Annotated in this window: 19 protein-coding genes and 1 riboswitch; of the genes, 11 read left to right on the forward strand and 8 right to left on the reverse strand. The window is 70.3% G+C overall.

Going from position 1 to position 19,676, the window contains the following annotated elements:
* Positions 1–43: 43 nt before the first annotated feature.
* The 4 genes from coxB to ACH4DX_RS04250 all read left to right on the forward strand — a co-directional run bounded on the left by coxB (position 44) and on the right by ACH4DX_RS04250 (position 4,550).
* Positions 44–1,006 carry a cytochrome c oxidase subunit II gene (gene coxB / locus ACH4DX_RS04235; RefSeq protein ID WP_398117621.1) on the forward strand — a complete coding sequence of 321 codons (963 nt, stop codon included), beginning with the start codon at positions 44–46 and terminating at the stop codon, positions 1,004–1,006.
* Positions 1,003–2,742 carry a cytochrome c oxidase subunit I gene (gene ctaD / locus ACH4DX_RS04240; RefSeq protein ID WP_398117622.1) on the forward strand — a complete coding sequence of 580 codons (1,740 nt, stop codon included), beginning with the start codon at positions 1,003–1,005 and terminating at the stop codon, positions 2,740–2,742. The genes coxB and ctaD overlap by 4 nt, the downstream gene beginning before the upstream one ends.
* The gene (locus ACH4DX_RS04245; RefSeq protein WP_398117624.1) at positions 2,739–3,137 is read left to right on the forward strand and encodes a cytochrome c oxidase subunit 4; all 399 of its coding nucleotides are present in this window, start codon (positions 2,739–2,741) and stop codon (positions 3,135–3,137) included. The genes ctaD and ACH4DX_RS04245 overlap by 4 nt, the downstream gene beginning before the upstream one ends.
* A gap of 165 nt (positions 3,138–3,302) precedes the next feature.
* Positions 3,303–4,550 (forward strand): Ig-like domain-containing protein, encoded by a 1,248-nt coding sequence (locus ACH4DX_RS04250; protein WP_398153922.1) that lies wholly within the window; start codon positions 3,303–3,305, stop codon positions 4,548–4,550.
* Between the two features lie 55 nt (positions 4,551–4,605).
* Here ACH4DX_RS04250 and ACH4DX_RS04255 read toward each other — a convergent pair whose 3' ends face one another.
* Positions 4,606–5,007 carry a hypothetical protein gene (locus tag ACH4DX_RS04255; protein WP_398153923.1) on the reverse strand — a complete coding sequence of 134 codons (402 nt, stop codon included), beginning with the start codon at positions 5,005–5,007 and terminating at the stop codon, positions 4,606–4,608.
* A 165-nt stretch (positions 5,008–5,172) separates the two neighbouring features.
* Between ACH4DX_RS04255 and ACH4DX_RS04260 the strand changes: the two genes are divergently transcribed.
* The 6 genes from ACH4DX_RS04260 to ACH4DX_RS04285 all read left to right on the forward strand — a co-directional run bounded on the left by ACH4DX_RS04260 (position 5,173) and on the right by ACH4DX_RS04285 (position 12,676).
* On the forward strand, positions 5,173–5,793 hold the full coding sequence (locus ACH4DX_RS04260) for a heme-copper oxidase subunit III (protein ID WP_030564245.1): 621 nt from the start codon (positions 5,173–5,175) through the stop codon (positions 5,791–5,793).
* A gap of 104 nt (positions 5,794–5,897) precedes the next feature.
* Positions 5,898–6,707 carry a c-type cytochrome gene (locus tag ACH4DX_RS04265; RefSeq protein ID WP_398117630.1) on the forward strand — a complete coding sequence of 270 codons (810 nt, stop codon included), beginning with the start codon at positions 5,898–5,900 and terminating at the stop codon, positions 6,705–6,707.
* Positions 6,704–7,759: a Rieske 2Fe-2S domain-containing protein gene (locus ACH4DX_RS04270; RefSeq protein WP_398117632.1), complete on the forward strand. Its 1,056-nt coding sequence runs from the start codon at positions 6,704–6,706 to the stop codon at positions 7,757–7,759. The genes ACH4DX_RS04265 and ACH4DX_RS04270 overlap by 4 nt, the downstream gene beginning before the upstream one ends.
* Positions 7,756–9,417, forward strand: coding sequence for a cytochrome bc complex cytochrome b subunit (locus ACH4DX_RS04275; RefSeq protein WP_398117634.1), 1,662 nt, complete (start codon positions 7,756–7,758; stop codon positions 9,415–9,417). The genes ACH4DX_RS04270 and ACH4DX_RS04275 overlap by 4 nt, the downstream gene beginning before the upstream one ends.
* Positions 9,418–9,597: 180 nt before the next feature.
* Positions 9,598–10,662, forward strand: coding sequence for an anthranilate phosphoribosyltransferase (gene trpD / locus ACH4DX_RS04280; RefSeq protein ID WP_398117635.1), 1,065 nt, complete (start codon positions 9,598–9,600; stop codon positions 10,660–10,662).
* Positions 10,663–10,883: 221 nt separating this feature from the next.
* A riboswitch (SAM riboswitch) is annotated at positions 10,884–11,001 on the forward strand.
* A gap of 235 nt (positions 11,002–11,236) precedes the next feature.
* Positions 11,237–12,676, forward strand: a complete 1,440-nt coding sequence (locus ACH4DX_RS04285) for an aminotransferase class V-fold PLP-dependent enzyme (RefSeq protein ID WP_398153924.1) — start codon at positions 11,237–11,239, stop codon at positions 12,674–12,676.
* Here the strand turns inward: ACH4DX_RS04285 and ACH4DX_RS04290 are convergent.
* From ACH4DX_RS04290 to ACH4DX_RS04320, 7 genes are all read right to left on the reverse strand, one after another.
* Positions 12,601–13,827 carry a glycerate kinase gene (locus ACH4DX_RS04290; RefSeq protein ID WP_398153925.1) on the reverse strand — a complete coding sequence of 409 codons (1,227 nt, stop codon included), beginning with the start codon at positions 13,825–13,827 and terminating at the stop codon, positions 12,601–12,603. The genes ACH4DX_RS04285 and ACH4DX_RS04290 overlap by 76 nt on opposite strands.
* A 61-nt stretch (positions 13,828–13,888) precedes the next feature.
* Positions 13,889–15,322: an SLC13 family permease gene (locus ACH4DX_RS04295; protein ID WP_398153926.1), complete on the reverse strand. Its 1,434-nt coding sequence runs from the start codon at positions 15,320–15,322 to the stop codon at positions 13,889–13,891.
* A 78-nt stretch (positions 15,323–15,400) separates the two neighbouring features.
* The gene (locus ACH4DX_RS04300; RefSeq protein ID WP_398117643.1) at positions 15,401–16,063 is read right to left on the reverse strand and encodes a response regulator transcription factor; all 663 of its coding nucleotides are present in this window, start codon (positions 16,061–16,063) and stop codon (positions 15,401–15,403) included.
* A 28-nt stretch (positions 16,064–16,091) separates the two neighbouring features.
* Entirely contained in the window at positions 16,092–17,462 is a 1,371-nt protein-coding gene (locus tag ACH4DX_RS04305) for an ATP-binding protein (protein WP_398154177.1), read from the reverse strand.
* Between the two features lie 67 nt (positions 17,463–17,529).
* Positions 17,530–18,144, reverse strand: coding sequence for a hypothetical protein (locus ACH4DX_RS04310; RefSeq protein WP_398153927.1), 615 nt, complete (start codon positions 18,142–18,144; stop codon positions 17,530–17,532).
* A 128-nt stretch (positions 18,145–18,272) separates the two neighbouring features.
* Positions 18,273–18,554 carry an Lrp/AsnC family transcriptional regulator gene (locus tag ACH4DX_RS04315; protein WP_058850481.1) on the reverse strand — a complete coding sequence of 94 codons (282 nt, stop codon included), beginning with the start codon at positions 18,552–18,554 and terminating at the stop codon, positions 18,273–18,275.
* Positions 18,551–19,282, reverse strand: coding sequence for a rhomboid family intramembrane serine protease (locus ACH4DX_RS04320; protein WP_398153928.1), 732 nt, complete (start codon positions 19,280–19,282; stop codon positions 18,551–18,553). Before ACH4DX_RS04320 ends, ACH4DX_RS04315 begins: the two co-directional genes overlap by 4 nt.
* A 147-nt stretch (positions 19,283–19,429) precedes the next feature.
* Here ACH4DX_RS04320 and ACH4DX_RS04325 point away from each other — a divergent pair, with 147 nt between their 5' ends.
* Positions 19,430–19,669: a hypothetical protein gene (locus ACH4DX_RS04325; RefSeq protein ID WP_030564270.1), complete on the forward strand. Its 240-nt coding sequence runs from the start codon at positions 19,430–19,432 to the stop codon at positions 19,667–19,669.
* The last annotated feature ends 7 nt before the right edge of the window (positions 19,670–19,676 follow it).

Raw genomic sequence — 19,676 nt, forward strand, 5'->3', positions numbered from 1 at the left:
GCCGCAGCCAACAGCGCGGGCGAGACTCTCGGGAAGGCGCTACGTGAGTCCCAACGGCTCCGACCGCTCGCCGCGGCGCCCGATGCGGCGGAAGCTGCTGCAGGCATTGACTGCGGGCCTGGTCCTGGTAACCGCCACCGGTTGCACATACAAGGACTTTCCCCGCCTTGGTATGCCGACCCCGGTCACGGAGGAGGCCCCGCGGATCCTCTCCCTCTGGCAGGGCTCGTGGGCGGCTGCGCTCGCCACGGGCGTGCTGGTCTGGGGCCTGATCCTGTGGAGCGTCATCTTCCACCGGCGCAGCCGCACCAAGGTGGAGGTCCCTCCGCAGACGCGTTACAACATGCCCATCGAGGCGCTGTACACGGTGGTCCCGCTCATCATCGTCTCGGTGCTCTTCTACTTCACGGCACGTGACGAGTCCAAGCTCCTCAAGCTCGACGACAAGCCCGCCCACACCATCAACGTGGTCGGCTTCCAGTGGAGCTGGGGCTTCAACTACATCGAGAACGTGCCGGGGTCCAACAAGGACAACGCCAGGACCGCCAAGGAACTGGACGCGATCCCGGACCGGTTCCGCAAGGACTTCCCGGCCGACGCCGGCGGTGTCCACCAGGTCGGCACGCCCGGCGAGCGGAACCCGCAGAACGGCAACCCGGGCCCGACCCTCTGGCTCCCCAAGGGCGAGAAGGTCCGCTTCGTACTGACTTCGCGTGACGTCATCCACTCCTTCTGGGTGGTTCCGTTCCTCATGAAGCAGGACGTCATCCCGGGTCACACCAACGCCTTCGAGGTCACTCCGAACAAGGAGGGCACCTTCATGGGCAAGTGCGCCGAACTGTGCGGCGTCGACCACTCCCGGATGCTCTTCAACGTCAAGGTCGTCTCTCCCGAGCGCTACAAGCAGCACCTCGAGGACCTCGCGAAGAAGAACCAGACCGGTTACATCCCGGCCGGCATCGAGCAGACGGGCCACGAGAAGAACCGGGAGACGAACAACCTGTGAGCATCCTCAACGAACCCCAGGGTGCCGCGGCGGCGGAAGACTCGTACTACGAGGACGAGCTGCCGGTCAGGCGCAAGCAGCCGGGCAACGTCGTCGTCAAGTGGATGACCACCACTGACCACAAGACGATCGGCACGCTCTATCTGGTCACGTCGTTCGCGTTCTTCTGCATCGGCGGGGTGATGGCGCTCTTCATGCGCGCCGAGCTGGCCCGTCCGGGTACGCAGATCATGTCGAACGAGCAGTTCAACCAGGCGTTCACGATGCACGGCACGATCATGCTGCTGATGTTCGCGACGCCGTTGTTCGCGGGCTTCGCGAACTGGATCATGCCGCTCCAGATCGGCGCCCCCGACGTGGCCTTCCCGCGTCTGAACATGTTCGCCTACTGGCTCTACCTGTTCGGCTCGCTGATCGCGATCGGTGGCTTCCTCACCCCGAACGGCGCCGCGGACTTCGGTTGGTTCGCCTACTCGCCGCTCTCGGACGCGGTCCGGTCGCCGGGCATCGGCGCCGACATGTGGATCATGGGTCTGGCCTTCTCCGGCTTCGGTACGATCCTCGGCTCGGTCAACTTCATCACCACGATCATCTGCATGCGCGCGCCCGGCATGACGATGTTCCGCATGCCGATCTTCGTGTGGAACGTGCTGCTCACGGCCGTCCTGGTGCTGCTCGCCTTCCCGGTCCTTGCCGCCGCGCTGTTCGCCCTGGAGGCGGACCGCAAATTCGGCGCCCATATCTTCGACGCGGCCAATGGCGGCGCATTGCTCTGGCAACACCTCTTCTGGTTCTTCGGCCATCCAGAGGTGTACATCATCGCGCTGCCGTTCTTCGGAATCATTTCCGAGGTCATTCCGGTCTTCTCCCGCAAGCCGATGTTCGGCTACATGGGCCTGATCGGCGCGACCATCGCGATCGCCGGTCTCTCGGTGACGGTGTGGGCACATCACATGTACGTCACGGGCGGGGTGCTCCTACCGTTCTTCTCCTTCATGACGTTCCTCATCGCCGTACCGACAGGCGTGAAGTTCTTCAACTGGATCGGAACGATGTGGAAGGGGTCCCTGTCCTTCGAGACCCCGATGCTCTGGGCGGTCGGCTTCCTGATCACCTTCACCTTCGGCGGTCTGACGGGTGTCATCCTGGCCTCGCCGCCGCTGGACTTCCACGTGTCGGACTCGTACTTCGTGGTCGCGCACTTCCACTACGTCGTCTTCGGCACCGTGGTGTTCGCGATGTTCTCCGGATTCCACTTCTGGTGGCCGAAGTTCACGGGCAAGATGCTCGACGAGCGCCTCGGCAAGATCACCTTCTGGACGCTGTTCGTGGGCTTCCACGGCACCTTCCTCGTCCAGCACTGGCTGGGCGCCGAGGGCATGCCGCGCCGGTACGCGGACTACCTGGACGCCGACGGCTTCACCGCCCTGAACACGATCTCGACGATCTGTTCGTTCCTGCTCGGTCTGTCGATCCTGCCGTTCTTCTACAACATCTGGAAGACCGCCAAGTACGGCAAGAAGATCGAGGTCGACGACCCGTGGGGCTACGGCCGCTCGCTCGAGTGGGCCACGTCCTGCCCGCCCCCGCGGCACAACTTCCTCACGCTGCCGCGCATCCGCAGTGAATCCCCGGCGTTCGACCTGCACCACCCGGAGATCGCCGCTCTCGACCAGCTCGAGAACGCCGACCACGGCGACAAGGCCCTCGCCGGCAGCAAGGAGGCCGGCAAGTGAAGATCCAGGGCAAGATGTTCATCTGGCTGAGCGTCTTCGTACTGATCATGGCCGTCGTGTACGGCTGGTGGTCGAAGGAGCCCGCCGGCACCACCGCGCTCTTCCTGGCCTTCGGCCTGTGCATCATGATCGGCTACTACCTGGCCTTCACGGCCCGGCGGGTCGACGCCTCGGCACAGGACAACAAGGAGGCGGACGTCGCGGACGAGGCCGGCGAGGTGGGCTTCTTCAGCCCGCACAGCTGGCAGCCGCTGTCCCTGGCCATCGGTGGCGCGTTCGCCTTCATGGGCGTCGTCTTCGGCTGGTGGCTGCTGTACTTCTCGGCCCCGATCCTGCTGATCGGCCTGTGGGGCTGGGTCTTCGAGTACTACCGCGGCGAGAACCAGAACCAGTAGTCCTCCCGCTGGTCCTGTTGCACCGAAGGTCCGAAGGGGCCCGGACACTCCGTCAGGAGCGTCCGGGCCCCTTCGGTCTGCCGTTCGCCCGTCCGGGGGAATCCGGGGAGACTCGTACGGAGCACTCGGCGCGCCGGACCCGGCGGATCTTCATACCGTGTGCTCATGAGCAACTCTCCGCGAATCCGCACGGTACTGAGCTGTACGTTGCTGGTGGTCGCCCTCGGTGCGGGGGCCACGGCCTGCGGCAACGACGGCCATCCGCTCTCGGCCGAGCCGTACGACGCGGCGAGCCAGATCGCCTTCAGCGGGCCCGCGGGCAGCCGGAAGGCCGACCCGGACAAGCCCCTCGAAGTCACCGCCCAGGGCGGCGAGGGACGCATCACCGATGTGACCGCCACCGACGCCATGGGCCGCTACGTGGCGGGCGAACTGCGCGCCGACGGCTCCCGGTGGCGCAGCACGGCGCCACTGGCCGCCGGCGCGCACTACAGGGTCCGGGTCAGCACGGAGGACGACAAGGGCGCACCGGGCCGCAAGGTCATCACCTTCGCCACGAACCAGCCCGACCGGAGCAAGCAGCTCCAGGTCACCTTCGGCCCGCAGGCGGGCAAGTACGGCGTGGGCCAGCCCGCCACCGCGAAGCTCAGCGCCGACGTCCGGGGCAAGGAGCCGAGGGCCGCCGTGGAACGGGCCCTGAAGGTGCGCTCACAGCCCGCCACGGAGGGCGCCTGGCACTGGGTGGACGACAGGACGCTGCACTACCGCCCCAAGGAGTACTGGCCCGCCAACGCCACCGTGGACCTGCACAGCAACCTCGACGGCATCAAGGTCACAGACAGGCTCTGGGGCGGCTCCGCCAAGCCGCTGCGCTTCACCACCGGCGACAGGATCGAGGCGGTGACGGACGCCGGGGCGCACTCGATGACCGTCTACCGCAACGGCAAGAAGATCAATTCCATCCCGGTGACCACCGGCAAGCCCGGCTACGCCACCCGCAACGGCATCAAGGTGGTGCTCGGCAAGGAGTACGTCGTCCGCATGACCAGCGCCAGCATCGGCTCCGCGGACTTCTACGACAAGATGGTCTACTACGCGACCAGGGTCACCGACAGCGGCGAGTACGTGCACGCGGCCCCCTGGTCGGTGGCCTCCCAGGGCAGCGCGAACACCAGCCACGGCTGCACGGGCATGAGCACGGGCAACGCCGCCTGGTTCTACGAGACCGTCCGCCAGGGCGACATCGTGAAGGTCGTCAACAGTTACGGCGCCGACATGGACCCGTTCGGGAACGGATTCGGCGACTGGAACGTGAGCTGGGACAAATGGCGCAAGGGCAGCGCCCTCCTGGCCGACACCGAGGAGGGCCCGCCCCGCACGGACGCGGCCCGCCTGCGCCCCCAGTCGGCGTAGGGGCCCAGAAGGGCCCCGAAGGGCCCTGAGAGGGCGCGCAAACCCAAACCCGGGCTCAGGCGCTCAAGGCCGCCCGGCTGCGCAGCAGGGACGCCAACGCGGAGGCGAACTCCACGGGCTCGACCGGCAAGGTCACCGCGGCCTCGGCCCGGCTCCAGGTGGCAAGCCACGCGTCCTGCGGCCGCCCGATGAGCAGAAGCACCGGCGGCGCCTGGAAGACCTCGTCCTTGATCTGCCGGCACACACCCATGCCGCCGGCGGGCGCGGCCTCCCCGTCGAGCACGCAGACGTCGATGCCGCCCCGGTCCAGCTCCCGCAGGACCGCCGGGAGCGTCGCGCACTCGACGAAGCGGACTTCGGGCACGTCACCGGCCGGCCTGCGCCCGGTGGCCAGGCGGACCTGCTCCCGGGTGCTCGCGTCGTCGCTGTAGACAAGCACCGTGGCGGTCGGCTGCATGGTTCCTCCGCTTCGTCGAGGGGATCTCGCGCGGATGCTACCCCTCCCGACACCCCGTCAACAGCGCTTCGGGCACCGCCGCGATGGGCCATACGGGCTGGACACACGCCGCGGACACTCCGAACGGCACCCCCCGGGGTGAGGGCGGGATAAGCGACCGACATAATGTCGGTCGTGGCGACAGCAACGACAGTAGATACCGGGCACGCGCACCCGCCGGTCAATCGACCGAACCTCACCAGCGTCGGAACCATCATCTGGCTGAGTTCCGAGCTGATGTTCTTCGCGGCCCTCTTCGCGATGTACTTCACCCTGCGATCGGTGACAGGTCCAGAGCACTGGAAGGAAATGGCGGACAGCCTGAACTTCCCGTTCTCGGCGACGAACACCACCATCCTGGTGCTCTCCTCCCTCACGTGTCAGCTCGGCGTCTTCGCCGCCGAGCGCGGTGACGTGAAGAAGCTCCGGATGTGGTTCATCGTCACCTTCATCATGGGTGCGATCTTCATCGGAGGTCAGGTCTTCGAGTACACGGAGCTGGTCAAGCACGAGGGCCTCTCGCTCTCGTCGGACCCGTACGGCTCGGTGTTCTACCTGACCACCGGGTTCCACGGACTGCATGTGACAGGCGGCCTGATCGCCTTCCTGCTGGTCCTCGGCCGCACCTACGCGGCCCGGAGGTTCACCCACGAGCAGGCGACCGCCGCCATCGTCGTGTCCTACTACTGGCACTTCGTCGATGTCGTCTGGATCGGCCTCTTCGCCACGATCTACATGATCAAGTAATCGGTACCGGGGACCGCGGCGGCGCTTCGGCCGCCCCGACGCACCCGACGTACCGACACATTCCAGAAGCATCGACGCAGAAGATCCTGACACCGGGGTAATCCGTGAAAAAGCTCTCCGCACGACGACGCCATCCGCTGGCGGCGGTCGTCGTCCTACTCCTCGCGCTGGCGGCCACCGGGGGGCTGTACGCCGCGTTCGCTCCGGCGGACAAGGCGCAGGCCGACGAAACCGCTCAGTCCCTCGCCATCGACGAGGGCAAGAAGCTCTATGCCGTGGGCTGCTCCAGCTGCCACGGAACCGGCGGTCAGGGCTCCTCCGACGGCCCGAGCCTGGTGGGCGTGGGCGCCGCCGCTGTCGACTTCCAGGTCGGCACCGGCCGGATGCCGCTCCAGCAGCAGGGCGCCCAGGCGCCCAAGAAGAAGGTCATCTACAACCAGGCCCAGATCGACCAGCTGGCCGCGTACGTGGCCTCGCTCGGCGCGGGACCCAACGTCCCGACGAAGAAGCAGGTCAGCCCCGAGGGCGCCGACATCGCCAACGGCGGTGAACTCTTCCGTACCAACTGCGCGCAGTGCCACAACTTCACCGGTGAAGGCGGCGCGCTGACGCACGGCAAGTACGCCCCGAGCCTGGAGGGCGTCAGCCCCAAGCACATCTACGAGGCCATGCAGACGGGCCCGCAGAACATGCCGTCCTTCCCCGACACGACGATGCCGGAGAAGAGCAAGAAGGACATCATCGCGTACCTCGACGCGGTCAACGGTGAGCAGACCAAGAGCCCCGGCGGCCTCAAGCTGGGCGGTCTCGGACCGGTCAGCGAAGGCCTCTTCGCCTGGATCTTCGGCCTCGGCGCACTGATCGCGGTCGCCGTGTGGGTCGCCGCCCGGACCGCAAAGGCCAAGAAGTCATGAGTGGACAAGAGAACCCAGAGAACCTGCCCAGCGCGCAGGAATCCGCCCACGGCGGCGTAGCCGTGGCCGACGAGGCCCACCCGTTCGCGGACCCGGGGCTCCCGCCCCACGAGCACCGCGTCCAGGACATCGACGAGAAGGCCGCCCGGCGCTCCGAGCGCACCGTGGCGATGCTCTTCACCATCTCGATGCTGGCCACCGTCGGCTTCATCGCCTCGTTCGTGGCCTTCCCGGTCGACAAGAGCGTCTACATCTGGCCCATCGGCCACATCAGCGCGCTCAACTTCGCTCTGGGCATGACCCTCGGTACCGCGCTGTTCTGCATCGGCGCGGGCGCGGTCCACTGGGCCCGCACCCTGATGTCCGACGTGGAGGTCGCCGACGACCGGCACCCGATCGAGGCCGAGCCCGAGGTCAAGGCCAAGGTCATGGCGGACTTCGCGGCGGGTGCCAAGGAGTCCCAGCTCGGCCGGCGCAAGCTGATCCGCAACACCATGTTCGGCGCGCTCGCCATGGTCCCGCTGTCCGGTGTCGTCCTGCTGCGTGACCTCGGTCCGCTGCCGGAGGACAAGCTGCGGCACACGCTGTGGTCCAAGGGCAAGCTGCTCGTGAACATGAACACGAACGAGCCGCTGCGTCCCTCGGACGTCCAGGTCGGATCGCTGACCTTCGCCAAGCCCGAGGGTCTGGAGGAGCACGACCACTCCTTCCAGAAGGAGATCGCCAAGGCGGCCCTGATGATCGTGCGGATCCAGCCGGACGACATCAAGGACAAGCGCGAGCTCGCGTGGTCGCACGAGGGCGTCGTGGCGTACTCCAAGATCTGCACCCACGTGGGCTGCCCGATCTCCCTGTACGAGCAGCAGACGCACCACGTCCTCTGCCCGTGCCACCAGTCCACCTTCGACCTCTCCGACGGTGCCCGAGTGATCTTCGGCCCGGCCGGTCACGCGCTGCCGCAGTTGCGCATCGGCGTGAACGAGGAGGGCTACCTCGAGGCGCTCGGCGACTTCGAAGAGCCCGTCGGTCCTGCCTTCTGGGAGCGCGGATGAGTACCGAGAACAGCACGTCGACGGCGGCTCCGGCCGCCCCGGCGAACGACAGCCGCAAGCAGGCGCCCGCGGGTGAGCGGGTCGCCGACTGGGCGGACGGCAGGCTCGGGATCTACTCCCTGGCCAAGGCCAACATGCGCAAGATCTTCCCGGACCACTGGTCCTTCATGCTCGGTGAGATCTGCCTCTACAGCTTCATCATCATCATCCTCACGGGTGTGTACCTGACGCTGTTCTTCCACCCGTCGATGAACGAGGTGGAGTACCACGGCAGCTACGTGCCCTTGCAGGGCCAGCTGATGTCCGAGGCGTTCAACTCGACCATGCACATCTCCTTCGATGTGCGCGGTGGTCTGCTGATCCGGCAGATCCACCACTGGGCGGCGCTGATCTTCCTCGCCGGCATGTTCGTGCACATGATGCGCGTGTTCTTCACCGGTGCCTTCCGCAAGCCGCGCGAGGTCAACTGGGTGTTCGGCTTCCTGCTGTTCGTCCTCGGCATGTTCACCGGCTTCACCGGTTACTCGCTCCCGGACGACCTGCTCTCCGGCACCGGTGTGCGCTTCATGCAGGGCGCGGTCCTGTCCGTGCCGATCGTGGGCACGTATCTGTCGATGTTCCTGTTCGGCGGCGAGTTCCCCGGCGGCGACTTCGTGGCCCGGTTCTACTCGGTCCACATCCTGCTGCTGCCCGGCATCATGCTCGGCCTCGTGGTGGCGCACCTGATCCTGGTCTTCTACCACAAGCACACGCAGTTCGCGGGCCCCGGCAAGACCAACAAGAACGTCGTCGGCATGCCGCTGCTCCCGGTCTACATGGCCAAGGCCGGAGGCTTCTTCTTCCTGGTCTTCGGTGTCATCGCGGCCATCTCCGCCATCGCCACGATCAACCCGATCTGGGCGCTCGGCCCGTACCGCCCGGACCAGGTGTCCACCGGCGCGCAGCCCGACTGGTACATGGGCTTCTCCGAGGGCCTGATCCGTGTCATGCCCGGCTGGGAGATCAACTTCTGGGGTCACACGCTGGTCCTCGGCGTCTTCATCCCGCTGATCATCTTCCCGCTGGTCCTGGTCGCGATCGCGGTCTACCCGTTCATCGAGTCCTGGGTCACCGGTGACAAGCGCGAGCACCACATCCTGGACCGCCCGCGCAACGTCCCGACCCGCACGGCGTTCGGTGTCGCCTGGATGACGTGGTACTTCGTGCTGCTCGTCGGTGGCGGCAACGACCTGTGGGCCACGCACTTCCATCTGTCGATCAACACGATCACCTGGTTCGTGCGCGTCGCCTTCTTCGTCGGACCGGTCATCGCGTTCATCGTCACCAAGCGGATCTGCCTGGGTCTCCAGCGCCGCGACAAGGAGAAGGTGCTGCACGGACGCGAGTCCGGCATCATCAAGCGCCTGCCGCACGGCGAGTTCATCGAGGTGCACGAGCCGCTCGACTCCGAGCAGCTGCACACCCTCACCGCGCACGAGCAGTACAAGCCGCTCGAGATCGGCCCGACGGTCGACGAGAACGGGGTGCAGCGCAAGGTGAAGGGCTCGCAGAAGCTCAAGGCGAAGCTCTCCAAGGGCTTCTACGGCGAGGACAGCCAGATCCCGAAGCCGACCGCCGAGGAGTACAAGGAGATCACGAGCGGCCACGGCCACCACTGATCCCCGCGCGCCGCGACGCGCGCCGACCCCGAAGGTCGCCACGGCAGGAGCCCCGTCCAGTGCATGGACGGGGCTCTTTGCCGTCCCCGGGGCTGGATAGGGTGGCGGGGCACCCCCAAGTGCCGGGGTGCCCTCGTCGCGAGATCCCGCGAGAGACCCGTCTGACACCCAGGAGCGGCCATGAGCGCTGTGCACCCCGCAGGAGGCGACACCGCGGCGGCCCGTTCCTGGCCGGACGTACTGAACGGGCTGCTCGACGGGCGCGACCAGAGCGCGGACGACACGGCCTGGGCCATGGACCGCATCATGCGCGGCGAGGCCACCGACGCGCAGATCGCGGGCTTCGCGGTGGCGCTGCGGGCCAAGGGCGAGACCGTCGAGGAGATCTCCGGCCTGGTCCGCGCGATGTACGAGCACGCCCACGTCATCGACGTGCCGGGCCCGAGCGTCGACATCGTCGGCACCGGCGGCGACGGCGCCAGAACGGTGAACATCTCCACCATGTCCGCGATCGTCGTCGCCGGCACCGGTGCGAAGGTCGTCAAGCACGGCAACCGCGCGGCGTCCTCCGCTAGCGGAGCCTCCGACGTCCTGGAGAAGCTCGGCGTCAATCTGGAGCTCACCCCGCAGCGGGTGCGGGAGGTCGCCGACGAGGCGGGCATCACCTTCTGCTTCGCCGTGAAGTTCCACCCCGCGCTGCGGCACGTGGCGCCCGCGCGGCGCGAGCTGGGCATCCGGACCACGTTCAACTTCCTCGGTCCGCTGACCAACCCCGCCAGGGTGCGGGCGCAGGCCACCGGGGTCGCCGACGCGCGGATGGCGCCGATCCTCGCCGGCGTGCTCGCCGAGCGGGGCTCGTCCGCGCTCGTCTTCCGCGGTGACGACGGGCTCGACGAGCTCACCACGACGGCGACGTCCCGGGTGTGGGTGGTACGGGACGGGGGCGTGCGCGAGGAGGCCTTCGACCCCCGGGACGTCGGTGTGGACCTGGTGCCGGTGGAGGCGCTGAGGGGGGCTGACGCCGCCTACAACGCCGATGTCGCCCGGCGGTTGCTCGACGGGGAGTCCGGGCCCGTGCGGGACGCGGTCCTCCTCAACTCCGCCGCCGCGCTGGTCGCCCTCGGGCAGGGCGAAGGCTCCCTCCCCGAGCAGATCCTGGCCGGGATGGCCAAGGCCGCCGAGGCCATCGACTCGGGCGCCGCCAAGGCCGCGCTCGCGCGCTGGATCACCGCCAGCAACCGGTAGCCCCCCTGAAGGGGCGCGGGGAACTGCGCGCTCGGCCCGCGAAGGGCCGCAGACGCGTCTGCCGAGCAACTGTGCAGACGCGTCTGCGGCTTTTTCGTGGCTGGTCGCGCAGTTCCCCGCGCCCCTGGTGGGGCGCCGGACGCGCGCCCGCGCGGACGGGGCCGTCCGAATTCTGGACGGTGGTGTTGCGTTGGCAAGATCATGTGGCAGGATGCTGCGCAGGTCATGAGTAACAGCGACTACGGCCCCGGCCCGCTGTTCGGCAACCCTCCGTCCGTGGCGGGGTGCCCCGGGTGAAGACCAGGCGGTGGACAGCAAGGTTCATCGCAAGCGCGGACCCCTCGCGTCACCAGGGGTCCTGGTCGTCGAGGGAGCAGTCTCGTGAGCAAGCGAATGCGCTAGGGCCTCCGGCCCCGTTTTCCTGAACCCTCCGCCCGGCGAAGAGCGCCGCGCGTCGAGGCAACACCCGTACGCGGAGCGCCGATCGCGCCGTCGCGGCCACCGCCGCCGTCGTCCTCGCCGCCGCACGGGATCTTACGCAGCTGTTCCTTCGTGCCCGCAGGGAGATTTCGTCATGTCCGCACGCCCCGCCGCCCAGGTCGCCACCGCCCCCGCCACCGGCTCCGCCACCGACCCGGCGGACCCCGCCTGCGCCGCGCCGCTGCCCGTCCTCGGCCGCGATGTCACCGTTCCCCTCGTCACCGGCGGCGAGGTGACGTACGCGGCCCTCGACTACGCCGCGAGCGCCCCCGCCCTCCAGCGCGTGTGGGACGACGTGGCCGCGTACGCGCCGTACTACGGCAGCGTGCACCGCGGTGCCGGATACCTGTCGCAGCTGTCGACCGACCTGTTCGAGAACGCCCGGAGGACCGTCGCCGACTTCCTCGGGTGCCGGGAGGGCGACCAGGTGGTGTTCACGCGGTCCACCACCGACTCCCTGAACCTGCTCGCCGCCGCCCTGCCCGCCGACTGCCAGGTCTTCGTGTTCGAGACCGAGCACCACGCCTCGCTGCTGCCGTGGCGCGACGCCCGCGTCACCTACCTCGACGCCCCGCGCACCCACGACGACGCCGTCCACACCCTGGAGCGCGCCCTCGCCGACCGCGAACCCCACGGGCCTGCCCTGGTGTGCGTCACCGGCGCGTCGAACGTCACCGGCGAGCTGTGGCCGGTGCGTGAGCTGGCCGCCGCCGCGCACGCGCACGGCGCCCGCATCGTGCTCGACGCCGCCCAGCTGGCGCCGCACCACGCGGTGGACCTGGCCGAGCTCGACGTCGACTGGGTCGCCTTCTCCGGCCACAAGCTGTACGCGCCCTTCGGCTCCGGCGTGCTCGCCGGCCGCGTCGACTGGCTCCAGGAGGCCGAGCCGTACCTGGCGGGCGGCGGCGCCTCGCGGAAGGTGGCGCGCCGCGCCGACGGGGGAGTGGACGTCGAGTGGCACGACACGGCCGCCCGGCACGAGGCGGGCTCGCCCAACGTCATCGGCGCGTACTCCATCGCCTCCGCGTGCAGGGCGCTCCAGGAGGCCGGGTTCGACTCGCTCGTGGAGCGGGAGCGGCACCTGATCCGCACGGTCCGCGCGGGGCTCGCCGAGGTGCCGCAGGTGCGGGTGCTCTCGCTGTTCGGGGACGACGCGCCGCGCGTCGGCGTCATCTCGTTCGTCGTGGACGGCTGGAACAGCTCGCACTTCGCGGCCGCGCTGTCCGCCGAGTACGGCATCGGGGTGCGCGACGGCCTGTTCTGCGCGCACCCGCTGGTGCGCACCCTGCTCGGCGGCACGTCCGAGGAGCCCGGCGAGTGCGGCGCCCCGGAGGCCGCGCCCGGCGAGCGGTCCCTGAACGCGATCCGGGTGAGCTTCGGCGCGGGCACCCCGGACGAGCACGTGGAGCGGTTCGTACGGGCCGTCAAGGAACTGGTCGCCGACGGCGCCCGCTGGAACTACCGCACCGAGGACGGGCGTTGTGTGCCGGACACCGACGCCACCGGTGCCGCCACCGGTGCCGCCGCGGCCTGAACCGGCAGCCTGGAGCCCAGCACGATCATGCGCAGGGCGCGTTCGGTGGCGTCGGTGAGGAACTCCGCGCCCCGGCTCAGTGCCTCCGTGAGCGACACCGGGGCGGGCAGGATCGCGCTGTAGGCGTCCACGCCGAGCGCGCGCACCTCCTGCGCTCCGTCGCCGATGGTGCCCGCGAGCACGAGCACCGGCCTGCCGCACCGCTTGGCGCGGCGCGCCACCTCCGCGGGCACCTTGCCGCGCGGCGTCTGGTGGTCGAGGGCGCCCTCGGCGGTGACGACCAGGTCGGCGCGGGCGAGCCTGGCGTCCAGGTCCAGATGGTCGAGGAGCACGTCGAAGCGGGGCAGGAGCCGGGCGCCGAGCGCGGCGAGCCCCGCGCCGAGGCCTCCGGACGCGCCGGTGCCCGGGCCCCCGCGGAGGTCCGTGGCGACGCCGAGGTCGCGCGTGAGGACGTACGCCCAGTGGTCGAGGGCTCCGGCGAGCTCCTCGACCTGGGCGGGTGTCGCGCCCTTCTGCGGGCCGAAGACCCGGGCCACACCGTTGGGGCCGCACAGGACGTTGTGCGGGTTGCAGGCGACGAGCAGCTCGGTGCGGGCCAGGCGGGGGTCGACGCGCGCGGTGTCGATGTGGTGAAGGCGCGTCAGCTCTCGCCCCCCGTACGGGAGTTCCCAGCCGTCGGCGTCCAGGAGCCGCGCGCCGAGTGCCTGGAGCGCGCCCGCGCCCCCGTCGGAGGTGCCCGAGTCGCCGCAGCCCACCAGGACGCGGCGGGCGCCGGTGTCGAGGGCGGCCCTGATCAGCTCGCCGACGCCGTACGTGGTGGTGGCACCCGGGTCGCGCAGGTCCCGCGGGACCAGGCCGAGGCCCGCGGCGGCTGCCATCTCCACGACGGCGGTGCCGGAGCCGAGCAGCGCGAAGTGCGTGCCGATGCGCTCACCGAGGGGGCCCGTCGCGGGCAGCGCCACCAGCCGGCCCCCGGTGGCCGCGGCGAGCGCCTGCGCGGTGCCCTCGCCGCCGTCCACCAGCGGGATCAGGTCGACCTCTGCGTCCGGTACGACACGCCGCACACCGGCGGCGATGGCCTCGGCGGCGGACTGCGCGGACAGGGACTCCTTGAAGCCGCTGGGCGCGACGGCGACACGGGTCAGGGACATGGACGTACTCCTTGCGAAGGCGGGCGGGCGGGAGGGGCGGGCGTACGGCGAAGGCGTGGGCTCAGCGGACGACGGGCACGCCGAGCAGGGGCCACACCGCGAGCGCGAACAGCAGGACGAGCGCCGCCGTCAGGGGAGCGAGCACGGCGGACAGACGCAGCAGGTCACGCGAGGTGTAGGTGGGCGTACCCGGTAGGTCGGCGAAGAGGGTGACCGGCTTGGCGGACGCGGGCAGGGTGTGGCAGAAACCGGCGGCGGCGGTGGACGCGAGCGCGGCGGCGACGGGATTGACCCCGGCACCCGCGGCAGCCGCGATCACCAGCGGCACGAGCACCGACGAGCGGGCCGAGCGGGACTGGAGGACCAGATGGGCCGCCGTGCTGACCAGGACGACCACGGCCAGGAACAGCCAGGGCGGCACATCGACGGGCAGCCCCGCCACCAGCCACTTCGCCGCCCCCGAGTCGGACATGGCGACGCCCATCGCCATCGTCGCCGCCATGAAGAGCAGCAGCGACCACGGCACCGTCCGCAGCGCGTCCTTCAGGCGTACGGTGCCGAGCGCGGGCGACGAGGCGACGACGGCGCCGATCAACGCGACCGTCGCGGGCGGCACGTGGTGCAGCGGCTCGCTGCACCACAGCGCGACGACGGTGGCGAGCAGGAGGGCACAGCGCGTCTCGGCGGGCGCCCAGGGGCCGGTGACGGGGCCGCCCGCGCCCTCGGTGTCGCGTACGTGCTCCTGCATCTGCTCGGCCGTGATCCGGACGGGGCCCGCGCGGTCGGCGCGGCGTGTCGTCGTCAACAGCACGGCTTCTGCCGCCAGATGGGACGAGACGACCGCGAGGGGCAGGCCGAGCAGCAGCCACTGCGTGAAGCCGATCCGCTCGCCCGTGCTCTCCCACAGGACCGACACCGTGATCAGATGGGCGCCCGCACCGATCAGGGTGGCGACGGCGGACAGCAGGATCACGGTCGGGAACAGCAGCGCCAGCATCACGACGAGCCGTCCGCGGTCGGCGAGGGCCTTGGCGAGCGCGAGGAAGACCGGCAGGGCGAGTGCCGCCCTGCCGGAGGTGGCCGGTACCGCGAAGGCCGTCACGACGAGCGCGGCGGTCGTCAGATGCGTCAGCTGGCGCACGCTGCGCGCCCCGCCGACCAGGAACACCGCGGCGCGCCCCGCGAGGCCGCTGCGCGCCACGGCGGCGGCGAGCACGAACGCGCAGATCAGCAGCCACACCGTCGCGTCGCCGAGGGTCCCGAAGAGCGTGTCGCTGCTGATCACGCCGGTGGCGGTGAGGGCGAGCCCGGCGCCGAGCGCGATGTAGGTGTCGTCGATCGGCGTGCCGATCCAGGCGCAGGTGGCGAGCGTGAAGACCACGAGCGTGCAGCGGGCGTCCCCGCTCAGACCGGGGAAGTTGCCGGGCACGACGAGCAGCGCGCACAGGCTCAGGGCCAGGCAGAGCAGGGTCGACTGTCGCGGGGTCGGGGTCACGGAGTCCAGGGTTCCGCCGCGCCGTGAGCCACCGATGAGCCGGAGATGAAGGGAACTTCACCGGGCCCCGCGACCCCCTCAGGCCGGCAGCCGGTACCCCATGCCCCGTACCGTCTCCACCCGCTCCGCCCCCAGCTTCTTGCGCAGCGCCCGCACGTAGACGTCCACGATGTTCGAGCCCGGGTCGAAGTCGTAGCCCCATACGTGGGACAGGATCTGCTCGCGGGACAGGACCTGCCCCGGGTGGCGCAGGAACAGTTCGAGGAGCACGAACTCACGGGCCGTCAGGTCCACCGTCCGCTCGCCCGAGCGCGCCCGGCGCGTCCGCAGGTCGAGCGTCACCTCGCCGGCGCGCAGCACGGTCACCTCGGGCGCGCGGGCCGCCGTGCGCAGCCGCAGCCGCACCCGCGCGAGGAGCTCCTCGAAGCGGAACGGCTTGGTCATCCAGTCGTCGGCGCCGCCTTCGAGACCGGCGACCGTGTCCCGCACGCAGTCACGGGCCGTCAGCACGATCACCGGCGCCGACATCCGTGCCTCGCGCAGCTCCCGCAGGACCGTGAAGCCGTCGCGTCCGGGCAGCCCGATGTCGAGCAGGATCAGGTCGAAGCCGCCGGTGAGGGCGTAGTCGTACGCCGTGTCGCCGTCGCCCACGATCGTCGTCGTGAAGCCGTTGGCGCGCAGCCCCTTGTCGACGAAGGACGCGATGCGCTCCTCGTCCTCCACGATCAGGATGCGGTTCACGCGCGGTCCCCCGCGGTCGGGTGCAGACTCACGTCCGGTCCTCCAGTACGAGTACGAATGTGGCGCCGCCGCCCTCGGTGGGGCGCAGCAGGACCTCGCCGCGGTGGCCCCTGGCGATCGCGCGGACGATGGCGAGGCCGAGCCCCGCCCCGCTGGTCCTCGCGCCGCGCCGGGACGTGCCGCGGCGGAAGCGTTCGAAGATGACCTCGGCGTCCTCGGCCTGGACGCCGGGGCCGCTGTCGGCGACGTACAGCTCGACGCGCCCCGCGGTGACCCGGGAGCCGATGCGGACGCGCTGCCCGGGCACGGTGTGCTGGACGGCGTTCTGGGCGAGCTGGACCATCGCCTGGGTGATCCGCTGCGGGTCGAGGGTGGTCTCGCTGTCGGCGACCCCGGCCAGCTCCCAGCGCCGCTCGCCGAGCGTGCGCGCCTTCACGAAGACGTCGGCGGTCAACTCGGCGACCTGCACCGGCTCCGGTCTGATGAAGTCGGGGCGCTCGGCCTTGGCCAGGAGCAGCAGGTCCTCGACGATGCGGCTCATCCGGTCCAGTTCGTCGGTGACGAGCCGGATGGTCTCCTCGCGTTCGGCGGCGGTTTCCGTGGCGCCGCCCATCAGCTCCAGGTGGCCGCGCACGATGGTGATGGGCGTGCGCAGCTCGTGCCCGGCGTCGTCGACGAACTCGCGCTGCGCGGCGAAGGCCCGCTCCAGGCGGTCGAGCATGCCGTTGAACGTCTCGGCCAGTGCGGCGATGTCGTCCCTGCCGTGCACGGGGATGCGCCGGGTCAGGTCCTGCCCGGTGAGCTGCGCGGCGGCGGCCCGCACCACCCGTACGGGTTTGAGGATGCGTCCGGCCACGGCCCACGCGATGCCCGTGGTGAGCACGAGCGCCACGCCGGAGATGGCGAGCAGGACACGGAAGACGTCGTCGGCCTTGGCCTGTTCGGCGGCCGGGTGGAAGGCCACGACGAACGCCGCCTCGGGCTCGCCGCCGTGCCGGGCGATGTCGACCTTGGACCAGCGCAGCTCGCCGGTGGGGCGGTCCAGGGTGCCGGTGGGGCCGCGGGCCGCGAAGATCGCGCGCCGGGCCGCGGGGTCGTGGTGCAGCGGATGGCGCACCGCCACCTCGCGGGGCTGGGTGTACTGCGCGGGGCCCGCGTCCGCGCGCCGCACCAGACCGATCAGTTCCTCGCCCGGGTCCGCGTACTGACGCTCCAGGAAGACCGTGAGCAGCCGGCGCGGGTCGGTGAAGCTCTCGCCGGTCTCGGGGTCGACGCCCCGGTCGACGAAGTTGGTGAACTCCCCGGTCTCCTGGGCGAGCAGCCGGTCGACGCGGTGGTCGACGTCGCGCAGCAGGATCGAACGGGTGGTCGTGGCGACCGCGGCGAGCGCGACCGTCATCATCACGAGCAGCCACAGCAGGATGCGGACGCGGGCGGAGAGCCTGCGACGGCCGGGTCCGGACGCGTCAGCCGTCGTCGCCGGGTCCGTCGTCCCCGTCGTCGTCCGCGTCGTCGTCGTCGTACCCGGACCCGGCCCCGGAACCGCTGCCGCCGGAACCGCTGCCGCCGGAGCCGGACCCGGAGCCGGACCCGGAGCCGGGCCCGGGCCCGACGCCGGATGCGGGACCGCCGCCGGACCCCGGGCCGCTCCCGGATCCGGAGCCGCCGCCGTGGCCGGGGCCGCTTCCGGAGCCACCGCCGCTCCCTGTTCCTGGGCGGTCCCCTGTTCCTGGGCGGTCCCCGCTCCCGGGGCCGCCGCCCGCTCCGGGGGCGCGGGATCCGGTGCCGCCGTCGCCGTGCCTGTCACCCGCGTCACCCGTGTCACCCGTGCCGCCCTGATCGCCGTGCCTGCCCGTGCCGTCCGTGGAGTCGTCGCCGACCGGGGGCGGGGAGACCACCTGGTCGCTCGGGGTGGGCGGCGGTTTCGCCGGTGTGTTCGACGGGGCGCCGCTGTCCAGCTCGACCCTGGGCGGGGCCTTGGGGGCCGGGGGGTCGTCGGCGAGGACGTAGCTCGTCACGGCGATGCCGAGCGGGATCGCCACGACGGCCACCAGGGCCGCGATGCGGTGCGAGAAGACCATGGCAGCGATCGTGCTGCGCGTACCGCCTCACCAGATGAGCCGCGGATGAAGAAACCCTCATACGGGGACGGCCACGGGGTCCAGGGGCTGCCACGAGACCCGGCGGCGACCGCGGGATCCAGCGGTGGCTACGAGTCCAGACCGATCGCGAACGCCGCTTCCAGGTCGTGCTGCGAGTACGTACGGAACGCCACGTGGGTGTCCGTGCCCTCCACGCCCGGAATCTTGCTGATCTTCCCCGGGATCACGTCCGCCAGGTCGTCGTGGCGGGTCACGCGGACCATGGCGATCAGGTCGTAGGTCCCGGTGACGGAGAAGACCTCGCTGACGCAGTCGAGGGCCGCGATCGACTCGGCGATCTCCGGGATCCGGTCGACGCTGGTCTTGATGAGCACGATCGCGGTGATCACGGCTGACTGTCTCCCTCGGTGGCCTTGCCAGAGGTCCTCACTCTACTTGGCCCCCGACCACGCACCCAGGCGTACAGGAACCCCAGCGAGAAGCCCACCAGGTGCGCCAGGTACGCCACCGCGGGCCCCCGGCTCGCCTGCCCCGCCGCCACCCACTGCAACGCCACCCAGAACGGCAGCACCACCCAGGCGGGGAACCGCAGCGGCAGGAAGAACAGGAACGGGAAGAGGCTGGTGACCCGCGCCTTCGGGAAGAGATGGAGAAAGGCGCCGAGCACGGCCGAGATCGCCCCCGACGCCCCGACGAGGGTCTGGCCCGAGCCCGCGTGCGCGATCGCGTAGGCGAGCAGGGCCAGTGCTCCGCAGCCGACGTAGAAGAGTGCGTACTGGAGGTGACCCATGCGCTCCTCGACCATGAGCCCGAACACGTACAGGAACAGCATGTTGCCGAGCAGATGGAGCCAGCTGCCGTGCACGAACAGCGCGGTCACAGGGGTGAGCCAGGCCCGCGGGCTGCCGCTGAGGAGTTCGACGGGTACGACGCCCCAGCGCTCGAAGTAGGCCTCCTGCGCGACGACGAGCCCCTCCCCGGTGCCGTGGACGGGATTGAGGCCGGAGTTCGGGGAGAGCACGAAGATCGCGCAGCACGCGACGATCAGCGTGTACGTCACCGGAGCCGCCTGCTGCCTCGCCACCCGGCCGACGGCCGGCACCCACGAACTGATCATGAGCAGAGCATATGGACAGAAGGCCACTTAACGGTGGCAATACGCATAGAACGCCCCGCCCGCCCGTATGCGTACGGAGCCCCTTACCCAGGCCTTAGGGTTACGGGCAATACGCACCACGGTTCCCGAAGGAAAGCGAACGTCACGATGACGGTTCCCCTGCCGACCGACACCACCCGGTGGCGCTGCACCCTCTGCGGCAACCTGACGCGCTTCGACGTGACCCGGTCGTCGAAGGCCGTCGAGTACGTGCACCTCGACCTCGCCGGAGAGCCCGAGGTCGAGGAACGCGAGGTGGTCAGTGAGACCATCGAGTCGGTCCGCTGCCGCTGGTGCAACGCGGTGGACCAGGTGGAACTCGTGGACAGGCCCGGGGCCGGCTCCTGACGGAGCG

Origin of the sequence: Streptomyces sp. NPDC017940 (genome assembly GCF_044328435.1) — a bacterium.
Lineage (GTDB): Bacteria > Actinomycetota > Actinomycetes > Streptomycetales > Streptomycetaceae > Streptomyces.